Below are 12,103 nucleotides of genomic sequence, written 5' to 3'. Positions count from 1 at the left end.
GGGTCATGGCGCCTGGATATCCGCTTGGTCGATCTCGACAACGTGGCCGGGACCGGCGTCAAACAGCACATAGAATTCGGCGGCAGGTTTTTTGAAGGTCAACGTCGAGTCGGGCCCCAGCTTGCCGGGCACCAGGATGGTTTCGTCGTAGCCGATCACATCCAGGGTCACGCCGGGCGCGCCGCTGCCGTCGGAAAAACCACCGGTGCACTGGATCTGTTCGCCGGGGATCTCCTTGCATTCGCACATCGGGTTGTGGGCCAGGGCGTAGTTGCTTGCACCCAGGCTGAGGATCAGCACGGCGCAGGCGCGGGTCAGGCGCAGTAAAGTCATGGTTTAACTCCTTGCTTGTTCAACCAGGCGACGGTGGCAGGCGAAGCCTGACTCAAGGGAATGGAGGCCTGCTGCATGCTGCCGTCCCAGCCTTCCATGGTGATCCACAGTTCGGCGTCGGGCGGGGTGCGTTCCGGGATCGGCAGCACAGCGCCCATGCGGTACGGGGTGCCGAAGAAAATCACCCCGGCGGCCCGCAGGCTGCGGGGCTTGCCGATGCGTAGGTAGGTGGCCTTGACCTGGTCGCCACAGGTGGCGCACAGGGCGGCGTTGAAGGATTTCATCGGGCCGGCCGGGTCGGGGCGGGGCGCTTCATTGCGCAACTCGGCGAGGGTAATGCTCCACGGGCCGACCTGCACTTCACCGACCTCGCGCTCGCCCAGGCCGGCGTCGCCGCGAAACAGTGCGACGTCGGCAAAGTACTTGGGCATAAAACCCAGGGGCACCAGCAACAGCAGGATATTGATGTGAAAGCGCCATTTGAGCCAGAAGGCGCGCAGTGGCGAGGGCGCTTGAACGGTGGTGGCCTTGCTCATTATTTGCCCTCCGAGGTTTCAGCCTGCATGGCGCCGATGGGGTTGGCCGGCGCCGTATTGCGCGTGGCCTTGGTGCTGCGCTTGAGCGCGTGCAGCGTGGCCAGGGCCGTGCGCTTGCTCCAGATCAACAGACCGCTGAGGACCATCATGCTCAGCAACAGGCCGAAGAAGAACCAGACCAGCTTGATCCAGATCCCGCCAAAGTCGCCGGTGTGCAGCGGGCGCATGGACTCGGTGACGAACTCCAGGCCCGTGCGGTCGGACAGCAGGTGCGTGGCGGCGATTTCACCGTTGTAGGGGTTGATGTCGGCCGTCTGGAACATCAGCGGGTACCAGCCGCGGCCGCCGATGCTCAAGTGACTGTAGGCATTGCTTGGCAGGCCGACGAAGCTGACGTCGAAGCCGGGGATACGCTGGGTGGCAATGTTGATGGCATCGTCCAGGGCGATCATCGGTGCCGGTACACCGGGGGCCGACAGCGGCACCTTGTCCCGGGAGATCACCGGCACGATCGGCTGGCTGGAGATGGTGATCTGGTTGTCCGCGAGAAGCGCCTGGATCAAGAACCAGGTGCCGGTGATGGAAATCACCGCGATAAACCAGATCGACCAGATGCCGCTCAGGCGGTGGAAGTCGCCCCAGAAAATCCGCGCCCCATGCTTGAAGCGCAGGGTTGGCTTGAAGAACCCTTTCCAGAACCGTTTGTACACCACCAGGCCTGTGACCAGCGACGCGAGCATCGGCAGCCCGAGGAACGACACCAGGTACCAGCCCCAACTGAAGCCATTGGTAAACGGCACCAGCCACCAGCCATGCAAGGCGCGGGTGAACTGGCGGAAGTTGAACGATGGGCTGATGCCCTGGATGACCCCCGTGTACGGGTTGACGTAGACCGCCACGGAGCGGCCGTCGGGGTAGCTGATGTCGACGTCGAGCGCAAAATGCGATTCGTCCGGACGGACGATGGACTCGACAATGGCCTTTGGCTCGGCCTGCTTGATCGCGGCGAGGATCTGGTCGTAAGTGAGCAGTTCGGCATCGTCCGATGGCTTGCTGGCGCGCATTTCCGGGTTGGCCAGCCAGACGATTTCCTGGCTGACCACCGCCAGGGTCCCGGTGACGCAGACGATCAGTACGAAGAACCAGATGGGCAATGCCAGCCAGCTGTGGACGAGAAACCAGAGTTTGGAGCGTGACTTCTTCGACATGTCTATGGGGGTCTTGATCGGAGGAGGGCAGAAAAGGCCCGGGAAAGGCCGGTCGTAGCTTTTGCTTACGCGACGGGCTGTATCTAAGTTAAGACGGATGAGAATCGCAAAACCCTAAGGCAGAAATGAAAGCAAATGTTTCAGGTGCGCGGGAAACCCCTGTTGGGGCTCATTGCTGTTCAGTTAGTGAGCACAAAAAAGTGTGGCGAGGGGGCTTGCCCGCGTTGGGCTGCGCAGCAGCCCCAAAACCTGGCTACTCGATGTTTCTGCAAGAGTCAGGTGGTCTTGCTGGTCGGGGCTGCTACGCAGCCCAGCGCGGGCAAGCCCGCTCGCCACTGGGGGCGGTTGCACCTTGTGGCGAGCGGGCTTTAGGGGATTGGGGCTTATGCAAACAGCTCTTTGGCGCGCTTGTGAATCTGTTCCTCGGTCAGCTCTTCTATATGAGTGGCGAGGAACCAGACGTGTCCGAAGGGATCCCTCAACGTGCCGGAGCGGTCGCCGTAGAATTGATCCTTGGGTTCGGAAATAGCCGTGCCGCCTGCCGCGATCGCCTGTTTGTACTGTGCGTCGACGTCCTTCACATACAGGTGAAGGCCAACGCTGGTGGGGTGCGCTCCAGGGCTGCCGAAGGCCATTTCATCACAGGGCGAGGCCAGCATGATCGGCGAATCGCCAATGCGCAGTTCGGCGTGGCCGACCTTGCCGTCCGGCATGTCCAGGCGCATGAAAACGGTGGCATCGAAGGCTTTTTGGTAGAACTCGATGGCTTCAGCTGCCTTGTCGATGCCCAGGTAGGGCGTGATGCTGTGGTAGCCATCGGGAATGGGTTTAACGCTCATTTCGCTCTCCTTGAGGGGGGTGAGGGGCCGGGTCTTCCGGTCTTTTCACTATAGGTCAGGCCTTTCGTGGCCTGCGGGCAACCGACGACTGTCCTGTAACGGTGCATTCAACAGTTTCTCAAACAGAGGCTTGACCTTAACTTAACTAGAGGTTTTACCCTGCGTGGCACCTACAGCTAAAGGGGATTTGTCATGCAAGCTTCAGCGAAAAGTCATGGTTTTACCCAAGTGATCGAGTTTCAGATCGAGCCCCGGCAGCAGTCCGCGCTGGTGTTGGCGCTGTCCGAGCAGAGCGAGCGCCTGGCCCAAGGCCATGAGGGGTTTCTGAGTGCCAGTGTGCTGGTCAGTGATGACGGGCGGCGGGTGCTCAACTACCTGCAATGGCAGGCCCGCGAAGACGGTGCCACGGCGTTCCAGCGGCTGGAGAGCGAGGGCGAGAACTTCTGGGCATTGATTCGTGCCCATCAGGCTACTGCCGTGACCTTCGGTTCATTCCAGGTGCTGCGCAGTATCGAGCGCAGCGCCGACAACGCGTTGGCGTGCAGCCTATATCGATAGATGCAGCATGCGCTCACCTTGCAGGCTTCCCTCTGGGCGCCGCTTGTTGACCGCCAGTTCGCCGATCTTGATCAGGCGCGTACGCGTGATATTGCGGCTCAGGCCCAGCAGGTTGGCGGTGTGTACCTGGTTGTAGTGGCTGAAGCGGTAGGCGGCGCGTAGCAATGCGTCCTCGACTTTCTCATGCAAGGCACCGGCCTGTTCGTCAAACAGTTTCTGGAAGGCACGCTCCAGCAAGGCTTCGGCACTGTGGTCGAGGCTGTGCTGGCTATCATCCTGGCGCTCGATGCGCATGTTCGACAGGCGCAGGTCATCGCGTTCAATCAGGCCATTGCGGCAAATCAGCAAGGTGTGATGAATGACGTTTTCCAGCTCGCGGATATTGCCCGGCCAGCTGTAGCCCTTGAGCTTGTGCTCGGCTTCGGGGCTGAGGGTGATGGGGCCGTAGCCCAGGCGCTGGCTGTAGGCGTCGATAAAGTGCCGGGTCAGGGGCAGGATATCGCCGGGGCGTTCGCGCAAGGGGCTCAGTTCCAGGCTGACCACGTCCAGGCGGTAGTACAGGTCTTCACGGAAATGCCCGGCATTGATGGCTTTTTCCAGTTGCACATTGGTCGCCGCCAGCACCCGCACATCAATCGGAATGCTCTTGCGTGAGCCCAGGCGCACCACTTCGCGTTCTTGCAGGACGCGCAGCAGCTTGACCTGGATGGCCATGGGCAGATCACCGATCTCATCGAGGAACAGGGTGCCGCCGTCGGCCTCCTCGAACCAGCCAGCCTTGGCGCCGAGAGCGCCGGTGAACGCGCCTTTTTCATGGCCGAACAACTCCGCTTCCACCAGGGATTCGGAAAACGCCCCACAATTCACCGCCACGAACGGTCGGTTGCGCCTGGCGCTGAGGTTATGGATATGGCGGGCCACCAGCTCTTTGCCGGTGCCGGTTTCGCCGATGATCAGCACGCTGGCTTCGCTGGGCGCCACTTGCTGGATATGCGCGAGCAAGGCCCGGGATTTGGGGTCTTCGAAGACTTGCGCGGTGGCGCGAATCGACGTGGCGAGTGCGGGCGAGGGCGCGAGGGTCAAAAGCTGCATGGGCACCTCAAGGAATAGGACGTGGATGTCGGCAGGGGCTGGCCCAACGCGGTGCGCCACCTCGTACCAGGCCTGCGCCGCTTGCAGGCGTTCAGTGGCGAGGCCGAGCGGCTCGTGGAGGCAGTTGCGACGCTGGGAGTCTGTTATAGAGGGTCTTTTTTATTCCGTAAACAAATGTGTTTGTATATTTATAGAACAAAAAGAAATATGAAGGATTGACTGATAGCGACTATCACAGAGGATGATTTTTCCCGATGCAAAGGCGGGAGTAGCCTGTGTCCATTGCCTCAACGCCCAATTCGCAGGACCTTCGTCATGAACCATTCACTTTCTGTTGCCTTGTTGCTGGTCGCCTCTTTTCTTGCTGGTTGTGCGACCCGTCCGGCGCCTGAATTGCGCCCGTACTCCGTCGAGGAGAGCCGGCAATTGGCAATGGAAGGGCTGAACCGGCGGGGTTTGTCGTTTGATGAATATCAACAGAAGAAAACTGAACTCGCAGCCCGGCCACAGGCGCCAATGGGCTTTGATCGCCAGGGTGAAATGAATGCCGAGCGCAACGTCACCCTGCATGACCGTCCGAGCTGAGACAAACTGCGGCGTCCCAGAGCCCGAGGTTCCGTACAGGAACTTCGGGCTTTTTGTTTTCCATCCTTTTCGTCGAGCCTGTTAAGCTCAATTTCAGGAGCGTTCCTACGCACTTTTAAATAAAGTGGTCTTTCTTTAATGGCATCCGATCAGGTTAACCTGACGAACTCTGTACTGGTCGCTGCCCCTGAGACGCTGATCTCGGGAACATGCTCTGCGGGTCTCTAAACGTCATGAATAAACGTCCTCTGTATTTTGACTACGCCGCCACCACCCCGGTGGATGAGCGGGTCATCCAGGTCATGGTCGAGTGCCTGGGTTTCAACGCCAATTTCGGTAACCCTGCGTCCAGCTCCCATGCGTTTGGCCAACAGGCCCGGCACACGGTCGAGCAAGCGCGCCGTCAGGTGGCGGAGCTGGTCGGCGCCCAGGCCGAGCAGATCGTCTGGACCTCGGGTGCTACCGAATCCAACAACCTTGCGCTCAAGGGTGTGACCCAGGCGCGGGGCGTGGCCGGTGGCCATATCATCACCAGTCAGATCGAGCACAAGGCAACGCTGGACACCGCCCGCCAATTGCAGCAAGCCGGGATTGCCGTGACCTACCTGGTGCCGGATGCCGATGGCCTGATTACCGTCGAGGCGGTCAGCCAGGCGCTGCGCGAAGACACGTTTTTGGTGTCGTTGATGCTGGTCAACAATGAGTTGGGCACGCTCAACGACATCCCGGCCATTGGTGCGCGGGTGCGTGAGCATGGCGCGCTGCTGCATGTGGACGCGGCGCAAGGGGCGGGCAAAGTCGAGATCGACCTGGCGCACTGGCCGGTGGACCTGATGTCGTTTTCGGCGCATAAACTGTATGGCCCCAAAGGCATCGGTGCGCTGTATGTCGGGCCGCGGGCGCAGCAGAACGTCACGGCGCAGATCCATGGCGGTGGTCACGAAGGCGGGCTGCGCTCGGGAACCCTGGCGACTCACCAGATTGCAGGCATGGGCAGTGCCTTCGCGTTGGCCGCGCAATCCTTTGCCGAAGAGTCGGCAGGTATTGTCGCCCTGCGCCAGCGTTTGCTTGAGCAATTGCTGGACATTCCCGGCGTGCGCCTGAACGGCAGCGCCACCCAGCGGATCCCCCACACCTTGAGCCTGACCTTCAGCGAAGGCGAGTTCAATTCGGCGGTCTTGAGCGCCGGGATCGCTTTTTCGGCGACCTCTGCCTGCAATTCGGCCAGCAATGCGCCCTCCCATGTACTGCTTGCCCTGGGGCATGATGCGCGCAGTGCCGGTCGCACCATTCGCTTGAGCCTGGGGCGGTTTACCACCGGGCAGGATATCGATCAGGCGGTGCAATTGATCAAGAACTCGTTGGCCAGCGCACCGGCCTTTTGGGCGGTTTGAAATACATAACAATTATGAGTGCTTAGCAGGAGAGATGATGAGTACGCAGCCTTTGCCCCATGGAACGGTTCCCCAGCGCCTGGCGCGCACCCGCGAGTTGATGAAGCGGGAGGGCATTGATGCCCTGCTGGTGCCATCGGCCGACCCGCACCTGTCCGAATACTTGCCGGGCTACTGGCAGGGCCGGCAATGGTTGTCGGGGTTTCATGGCTCGGTCGGCACGCTGATTGTCACGGCTGATTTCGCCGGCGTCTGGGCAGACAGCCGTTACTGGGAGCAGGCGACCAAGGAACTCAACGGCAGCGGCATTGAGTTGGTGAAGTTGCAACCGGGGCAGCCCGGCCCGCTGGAGTGGCTGGGGGAGCAAACCCCGGAAGGCGGGGTGGTGGCCGTGGATGGCGCGGTGATGGCTGTTGCGTCGGCCCGTACCCTGGGCGGCAAGCTGGCTGAGCGGGGCGCGCGCCTGCGTACCGATATTGATTTGTTGAGCGAGGTCTGGACCGACCGCCCAGCGCTGCCCAACCAGCCGATCTACCAGCACCTGCCGCCCCAGGCCACCGTCAGCCGAGGCGAAAAACTCGCGGCACTGCGCGCCAGCCTGAAGGAAAAGGGCGCGGATTGGCATTTTATTGCCACCCTGGATGACATCGCCTGGCTGTTTAACCTGCGCGGCGCAGATGTTTCGTTCAACCCGGTGTTTGTCTCGTTCGCCCTGATCAACCAGCAGCAGGCCACGCTGTTTGTTGCCCTCGGCAAGGTCGATGCCCAGTTGCGTGGGGTGCTGGAACAGGATGGCGTGACGCTGCGGGACTACAGTGAAGTGGCCGCGGCCCTGGCTGAAGTGCCGGACGGGGCCAGCCTGCAGGTGGACCCTGCACGCGTGACGGCGGGGCTGCTGGAGAATCTGGCCAGTGGCGTGAAGCTGGTCGAAGGCCTCAACCCGACTACATTGGCCAAGTCCCGTAAAAGCCTGGCGGATGCCGAGCATATTCGCCGGGCCATGGAGCAGGATGGCGCGGCGTTGTGCGAGTTTTTCGCCTGGCTGGACTCGGCCTTGGGCCGCGAGCGCATCACTGAGCTGACCATTGATGAACACCTGACGGCCGCGCGTACCCGTCGTCCGGATTATGTGTCGTTGAGCTTCAATACCATCGCCGCGTTCAATGGCAATGGCGCGATGCCCCATTACCATGCCACCGAAGAAGAACACGCGGTGATCGAAGGCGATGGCCTGCTGCTGATTGATTCGGGCGGCCAGTACCTGGGCGGCACCACAGATATCACGCGGATGGTGCCCATCGGCACGCCGAGCGAGGAACAAAAGCGCGATTGCACGCGGGTGCTCAAGGGCGTGATTGCCTTGTCGCGCGCGCAGTTTCCCAAGGGCATCCTCTCGCCATTGCTGGACGCCATCGCCCGCGCACCGATCTGGGCCGAAGGCGTGGATTATGGTCACGGCACCGGTCACGGGGTGGGCTACTTCCTTAATGTCCATGAAGGCCCGCAGGTGATTGCCTACCAGGCGGCGGCCGCGCCGCAAACTGCGATGCAGCCGGGCATGATCACCTCCATTGAACCGGGTACCTATCGCCCAGGGCGTTGGGGGGTGCGTATCGAGAACCTGGTGTTGAACCGGGAGGCGGGTAAGACCGAGTTCGGCGAGTTCCTCAAGTTCGAAACCCTGACACTGTGCCCGATTGATACCCGTTGCCTGGTACCGTCCCTGCTGACGATCGAGGAGCGACAGTGGTTCAACGACTACCATGCCCAGGTGCGTCAACGCTTGAGCCCGTTGCTCAGCGGCGCCGCGCTGGAATGGTTGCAGTTGCGCACGGCAGCTATATAAGGCCTGGCCGCTCGCAGGCGTGGGCCGGCGAGCGGCTTGCAGGCTTAACTCAAAGCTTCGCGGACAAAGTCCAGGCGATCCTGGCCGAAGAACAGTTGCTGGCCGACAAACATGGCAGGCGCCCCAAACATGCCACGGGCAATCGCCTCTTCGGTCTTGTGCTTGAGGGCGTCCTTGACCTCCTCATCCTGGGTCAGCTCCAGCACCTGGGCAGGGTCGAAGTGGTGTTGCGCCAGCACCGCCGCTACGACTGCTGGATCCCCCATGTTGCGCCCTTCCACCCATATCGCCCGGAACAGGCAGTCGATGAAGTCGATAAAGCGTTCTGGCTGGCGTAGTTGAATGCCGGTGACGGCGCGCATCAGGGTCAGGGTATTGATGGGGAAGTGCGGATTGAACTTGAGGGGGACCCCGTAACGCTTGGCGTAGCGTGCCAGGTCTTGCAGCAGGTAGCGGCCCTTGGCCGGGATGGTGACGGGCGAGGCATTGCCGGTGGCCTTGAAGATGCCGCCCAGCAGGATGGGCTGATACACCAGTTGGCTGCCGGTTTCGGCACAGATTCCGGGCAGTTGGGTGTAGGCCAGGTAGGTGGTGGGGCTGCCGAGGTCGAAGAAGAATTCCAGGGTTTTGCTCATGTTGGATGCTCGCTGCTTATTGTTATGTTGGCGTGCTTACCAGGTTTCGTTCCAGGGGCGCAGGTCCAGTTCGAAGGTCCAGGCATCCCGTGGCTGGCGGTGCAGGTGCCAATAGTTGTCGGCGATATGCTCGGGATCCAGAATGCCGTCCTGGTCCTTGAGCGCGTATTTGCTTGGGAAGTTGTCGCGGATGAAGTCCGTGTCGATGGCGCCATCCACGACCACGTGGGCCACATGGATGTTCATCGGGCCCAGCTCGCGGGCCATACTTTGGGCCAGGGCGCGAATGCCGTGTTTGGCCCCGGCAAAGGCGGCAAAGCCTGCGGCACCGCGTAACCCGGCGGTGGCCCCGGTAAACAGAATCGTCCCGCGCTGGCGGGTCACCATGCGCTTGGCCACTTCACGGGCATTGAGGAAGCCTGAGAAGCAGGCCATCTCCCAGATCTTGAAATATTTGCGGGCGGTTTCTTCGAGGATGCTGCACGGCACGTTGGCGCCGATGTTGAACACGAATGCCTCAATCGGACCCAGCTCGCTTTCGATCTGCTCGATCAGCGCGATCACCTCGTCCTCTTTGCGTGCATCGCAGGCAAAGCCGTGAGCCTCGCCGCCCGCAGCCTGGATACTGTCCACCAGGGGTTGCAGCTTGTCGGCACTGCGTCGGGTGACGCAGGCCACATAACCTTCGCGGGCAAAACGCTTGGCAATGGCGCCGCCTGTAGCGTCGCCTGCGCCGACGACCAGTACGATTTTCTTATTCTCAGTCATGGCAAGTCCTTGGGTAAACGATCGTTAACTAAACGAACGTTATGCTACGATTCGGCAGGCGTCAAGGTGGTGTCTTCAAGGGGAGAGGCGATGCGCTATTCAGTCAGTCACAAGCAGCAAACCAGGGACAAGCTCCTGCACAGCAGTGCGGCCCTGGCGAAAAAAGAAGGGTTTGCCAGCGTTGGCGTAGATGGGCTGATGAAAGCCATTGGCCTGAGTGGCGGGGCTTTTTATAGCCACTTTTCGTCCAAGGACGCGCTGTTCAGCTCCATCGTCGAGCATGAGTTGAGCCAAAGCCTGGAGCGTTTGAGTGTGGGCGAGGTGCAGAGTCGGGAGCGCCTGCAGCGCTGCCTCAAGTTCTATCTGAGCATGGCCCATGTGGAGCAAGTGCAAGACGGTTGCGCCTTGCCGAGCATGGGCGCGGAAATTGCCCGTGCGGATATCGCGGTACGCCAACACGCCCAGGAGTGGATTTGCCGGCTGCAGGCCAACTGGGCGCGGATCTTGGAGAGCGAAAGCCTGGCCTGGGCGATCTTATCCCAGTGTGTGGGTGCACTGGTGGTGGCCAGGATGATGGTCGACCCGCAGGTTCAGGCGCAGGTACTTGCATCGAGCTATGAAGAGCTCAGTCAGAGAATTTCGCAGGAATGAGCGCTTACTTGCAGAGCACGATCATGCTACGGCTGGTATAGCCGGCCGGGTTGATGCCGAAGGGGTAGTCACCCGGCTCCTCGCTGTTGTCGCCGGATTTGGCGATCACTCTGTAGCCTTTCTTGCCGCACGAGTTGGCTGCGCTGGTGTAGCACTGGTCCCAAGAGGAGGACAGGCCAGAGCAGTTGATATGCAGCCCTTTCTTTCCGCGTTTGACTTCTGTCTTGGTGGTTGCGGCACACCCAGCCAAGGCGATGACGACAAGCAGTATCAAAATTCGCTTCATTACCATCCTTAATAGCCGCGCCGTTGGAATGCCCGATGCTGGCTTTGCTCGCTCTCAAGTGTAGGGTCGGTGGATGTCCTTATTCGAAAATCTCCATGACTGACACTGAGTTACAGCCTAAACATGGCCTAATTGAGCGGCAAATGCCAGAGCTTCGTTAAATCCTGTCTCAATCTGCCGCGATGATTGGCTTTGACTGGCTACGCATGGTCAGCGTTGCGCCCACGGAGGCCAGGATAATGCAGGCGATCGCCAGCCATTGCGCCAGGGACAGGTATTCCTGGAGGAAAAACAGCCCGGAAAGCGCACCGAACGCGGGCTCGATACTCATCAGCGTGCCGAAGGTGCGCGCGGGCAGGCGGGTCAGGGCGACCATCTCCAGGGTGTAGGGGAGGGCGGTGGAAAGAATCGCCACGCCAATGGCGATCGGAATCAGCGCGGGTGTCAGCAGCGCGCTACCGGCATGGACGATACCGATGGGGGCGACGAACAGTGCGGCGATCATTACGCCGAGAGCCGCGGTTTGCACGCCATTGTCCGCGCCAGCCTTCTGGCCGAACAGAATATAGAGGGCCCAGCAGATCCCCGCACCCAATGCGTAGGCGGCGCCGGTCAGGTCGATGCCTTGGCTTGCTTCACCGACGGGTATTAATAGCAGCAGGCCGATAATGGCCAGGGCTATCCACAGGAAGTCGACGGCACGCCGGGAAGCATAGATGGCAACGGCTAGTGGGCCGGTGAATTCCAGGGCTACCGCAATACCCAGGGGCACGGTGCGCAATGACATATAGAAGAGGAAGTTCATGCCGCCCAGCGCCATGCCGTAAACGATGACGGTACGCAGTGACCTGGCGGTGAGTTTGGCGCGCCAGGGGCGCAGCAACAGCAGCATTATGATGCTGGCGAAAACCAGGCGCAGGGTGGTGGTGCCTTGGGCGCCCACAATCGGGAACATGCTTTTGGCCAGTGAAGCGCCCGACTGTATAGAGGCCATGGCAATCAGCAGTAGGCCGACAGGAAACAGCGCCGAGCCCAGGCTGCGGGATGAAGTGGTCATTGGGGGTGTTTGTCCAGGTTCATATAGAGGCAGAGGGCACTATGATGATCAACTGCTGGCAATTGAGCAATATATTGCTCAATTTCTTGGGCCTTCTATATAGAAGGCGAGGTTTTTAAGAGTTGCTGGGCTCTTCGATAGAAAAATGAAATTAAAGGTTGACGGCAGATTCTGGAAGTCTATAATTCGCCCCACTTCCGGCGCAGTCGAAACGGAAAACTCCTTGGTAAACAAAGAGTTACGCAGAATTCGACAGCGAGTTGCTTCAGTTCATCGAAGCCCAGAAGGAGTTGGTAGAGCAGTGTTGTTTGGCTC

At 60.5% G+C, this 12,103-nt stretch carries 14 protein-coding genes; 5 read left to right on the top strand and 9 right to left on the bottom strand.

Annotated elements, in window-relative coordinates; genetic code table 11:
• Window positions 1–3: 3 nt before the first annotated feature.
• From PSFL_RS27035 to PSFL_RS27020, 4 genes are all read right to left on the bottom strand, one after another.
• Window positions 4–333: a hypothetical protein gene (locus tag PSFL_RS27035; RefSeq protein ID WP_057441453.1), complete on the bottom strand. Its 330-nt coding sequence runs from the start codon at window positions 331–333 to the stop codon at window positions 4–6.
• Window positions 330–869, bottom strand: a complete 540-nt coding sequence (locus tag PSFL_RS27030; protein WP_057441455.1) for a hypothetical protein — start codon at window positions 867–869, stop codon at window positions 330–332. Before PSFL_RS27030 ends, PSFL_RS27035 begins: the two co-directional genes overlap by 4 nt.
• Window positions 869–2,077 carry a PepSY domain-containing protein gene (locus tag PSFL_RS27025; protein WP_057441456.1) on the bottom strand — a complete coding sequence of 403 codons (1,209 nt, stop codon included), beginning with the start codon at window positions 2,075–2,077 and terminating at the stop codon, window positions 869–871. Before PSFL_RS27025 ends, PSFL_RS27030 begins: the two co-directional genes overlap by 1 nt.
• Before the next feature lie 383 nt (window positions 2,078–2,460).
• Window positions 2,461–2,916, bottom strand: coding sequence for a VOC family protein (locus PSFL_RS27020; RefSeq protein ID WP_057441459.1), 456 nt, complete (start codon window positions 2,914–2,916; stop codon window positions 2,461–2,463).
• A gap of 192 nt (window positions 2,917–3,108) precedes the next feature.
• Between PSFL_RS27020 and PSFL_RS27015 the strand changes: the two genes are divergently transcribed.
• Complete coding sequence (locus PSFL_RS27015; RefSeq protein ID WP_115127882.1) at window positions 3,109–3,474, top strand: antibiotic biosynthesis monooxygenase; 366 nt, start codon at window positions 3,109–3,111, stop codon at window positions 3,472–3,474.
• Here the strand turns inward: PSFL_RS27015 and PSFL_RS27010 are convergent.
• Window positions 3,463–4,566, bottom strand: a complete 1,104-nt coding sequence (locus tag PSFL_RS27010) for a sigma-54-dependent Fis family transcriptional regulator (protein ID WP_115127883.1) — start codon at window positions 4,564–4,566, stop codon at window positions 3,463–3,465. The two genes, PSFL_RS27015 and PSFL_RS27010, sit on opposite strands and share 12 nt — an antisense overlap.
• 315 nt (window positions 4,567–4,881) lie before the next feature.
• On the opposite strand from PSFL_RS27010, the gene PSFL_RS27005 reads away from it, so the two are divergent.
• The 3 genes from PSFL_RS27005 (at window position 4,882) to PSFL_RS26995 (ending at window position 8,391) form a co-directional block, all read left to right on the top strand.
• Complete coding sequence (locus PSFL_RS27005; protein WP_397470667.1) at window positions 4,882–5,151, top strand: hypothetical protein; 270 nt, start codon at window positions 4,882–4,884, stop codon at window positions 5,149–5,151.
• 233 nt (window positions 5,152–5,384) lie between these two features.
• Window positions 5,385–6,545 (top strand): cysteine desulfurase family protein, encoded by a 1,161-nt coding sequence (locus tag PSFL_RS27000; RefSeq protein ID WP_057441465.1) that lies wholly within the window; start codon window positions 5,385–5,387, stop codon window positions 6,543–6,545.
• 37 nt (window positions 6,546–6,582) lie between these two features.
• The gene (locus tag PSFL_RS26995; protein WP_115127886.1) at window positions 6,583–8,391 is read left to right on the top strand and encodes an aminopeptidase P family protein; all 1,809 of its coding nucleotides are present in this window, start codon (window positions 6,583–6,585) and stop codon (window positions 8,389–8,391) included.
• A 44-nt stretch (window positions 8,392–8,435) separates the two neighbouring features.
• Here PSFL_RS26995 and PSFL_RS26990 read toward each other — a convergent pair whose 3' ends face one another.
• Window positions 8,436–9,026, bottom strand: a complete 591-nt coding sequence (locus tag PSFL_RS26990; RefSeq protein WP_057441468.1) for a 2-hydroxychromene-2-carboxylate isomerase — start codon at window positions 9,024–9,026, stop codon at window positions 8,436–8,438.
• Window positions 9,027–9,062: 36 nt separating this feature from the next.
• On the bottom strand, window positions 9,063–9,794 hold the full coding sequence (locus tag PSFL_RS26985) for an SDR family oxidoreductase (RefSeq protein ID WP_057441470.1): 732 nt from the start codon (window positions 9,792–9,794) through the stop codon (window positions 9,063–9,065).
• Window positions 9,795–9,884: 90 nt separating this feature from the next.
• Between PSFL_RS26985 and PSFL_RS26980 the strand changes: the two genes are divergently transcribed.
• Complete coding sequence (locus PSFL_RS26980; protein WP_115127889.1) at window positions 9,885–10,445, top strand: TetR/AcrR family transcriptional regulator; 561 nt, start codon at window positions 9,885–9,887, stop codon at window positions 10,443–10,445.
• A 4-nt stretch (window positions 10,446–10,449) separates the two neighbouring features.
• Here the strand turns inward: PSFL_RS26980 and PSFL_RS26975 are convergent, their stop codons facing one another.
• Together PSFL_RS26975 and rhtA are read right to left on the bottom strand one after the other, a co-directional pair.
• Window positions 10,450–10,731: a hypothetical protein gene (locus PSFL_RS26975; protein ID WP_057445083.1), complete on the bottom strand. Its 282-nt coding sequence runs from the start codon at window positions 10,729–10,731 to the stop codon at window positions 10,450–10,452.
• A 169-nt stretch (window positions 10,732–10,900) separates the two neighbouring features.
• On the bottom strand, window positions 10,901–11,788 hold the full coding sequence (gene rhtA / locus PSFL_RS26970; protein ID WP_057441473.1) for a threonine/homoserine exporter RhtA: 888 nt from the start codon (window positions 11,786–11,788) through the stop codon (window positions 10,901–10,903).
• Window positions 11,789–12,103 lie beyond the last annotated feature (315 nt).

Origin of the sequence: Pseudomonas sp. DD1 (assembly GCF_044510355.1) — a bacterium.
Taxonomy (GTDB): Bacteria; Pseudomonadota; Gammaproteobacteria; order Pseudomonadales; family Pseudomonadaceae; genus Aquipseudomonas; species Aquipseudomonas shahriarae.
Note: the sequence above shows the minus strand (reverse complement) of the source record. Positions and strands in the feature narration are given on the sequence as shown.

What these genes read in the sequence shown, in the direction of transcription:
- PSFL_RS27020 (WP_057441459.1), bottom strand. Translation starts at nt 2,916, where the DNA reads ATGAGCGTTAAACCCATTCCCGATGGCTACCACAGCATCACGCCCTAC.
- PSFL_RS27000 (WP_057441465.1), top strand. Translation starts at nt 5,385, where the DNA reads ATGAATAAACGTCCTCTGTATTTTGACTACGCCGCCACCACCCCGGTG.
- PSFL_RS26985 (WP_057441470.1), bottom strand. Translation starts at nt 9,794, where the DNA reads ATGACTGAGAATAAGAAAATCGTACTGGTCGTCGGCGCAGGCGACGCT.
- PSFL_RS26980 (WP_115127889.1), top strand. Translation starts at nt 9,885, where the DNA reads ATGCGCTATTCAGTCAGTCACAAGCAGCAAACCAGGGACAAGCTCCTG.
- PSFL_RS27035 (WP_057441453.1), bottom strand. Translation starts at nt 333, where the DNA reads ATGACTTTACTGCGCCTGACCCGCGCCTGCGCCGTGCTGATCCTCAGC.
- PSFL_RS27025 (WP_057441456.1), bottom strand. Translation starts at nt 2,077, where the DNA reads ATGTCGAAGAAGTCACGCTCCAAACTCTGGTTTCTCGTCCACAGCTGG.
- PSFL_RS26990 (WP_057441468.1), bottom strand. Translation starts at nt 9,026, where the DNA reads ATGAGCAAAACCCTGGAATTCTTCTTCGACCTCGGCAGCCCCACCACC.
- PSFL_RS27015 (WP_115127882.1), top strand. Translation starts at nt 3,109, where the DNA reads ATGCAAGCTTCAGCGAAAAGTCATGGTTTTACCCAAGTGATCGAGTTT.
- PSFL_RS27010 (WP_115127883.1), bottom strand. Translation starts at nt 4,566, where the DNA reads ATGCAGCTTTTGACCCTCGCGCCCTCGCCCGCACTCGCCACGTCGATT.
- PSFL_RS26975 (WP_057445083.1), bottom strand. Translation starts at nt 10,731, where the DNA reads ATGAAGCGAATTTTGATACTGCTTGTCGTCATCGCCTTGGCTGGGTGT.
- PSFL_RS27030 (WP_057441455.1), bottom strand. Translation starts at nt 869, where the DNA reads ATGAGCAAGGCCACCACCGTTCAAGCGCCCTCGCCACTGCGCGCCTTC.
- rhtA (WP_057441473.1), bottom strand. Translation starts at nt 11,788, where the DNA reads ATGACCACTTCATCCCGCAGCCTGGGCTCGGCGCTGTTTCCTGTCGGC.
- PSFL_RS26995 (WP_115127886.1), top strand. Translation starts at nt 6,583, where the DNA reads ATGAGTACGCAGCCTTTGCCCCATGGAACGGTTCCCCAGCGCCTGGCG.
- PSFL_RS27005 (WP_397470667.1), top strand. Translation starts at nt 4,882, where the DNA reads ATGAACCATTCACTTTCTGTTGCCTTGTTGCTGGTCGCCTCTTTTCTT.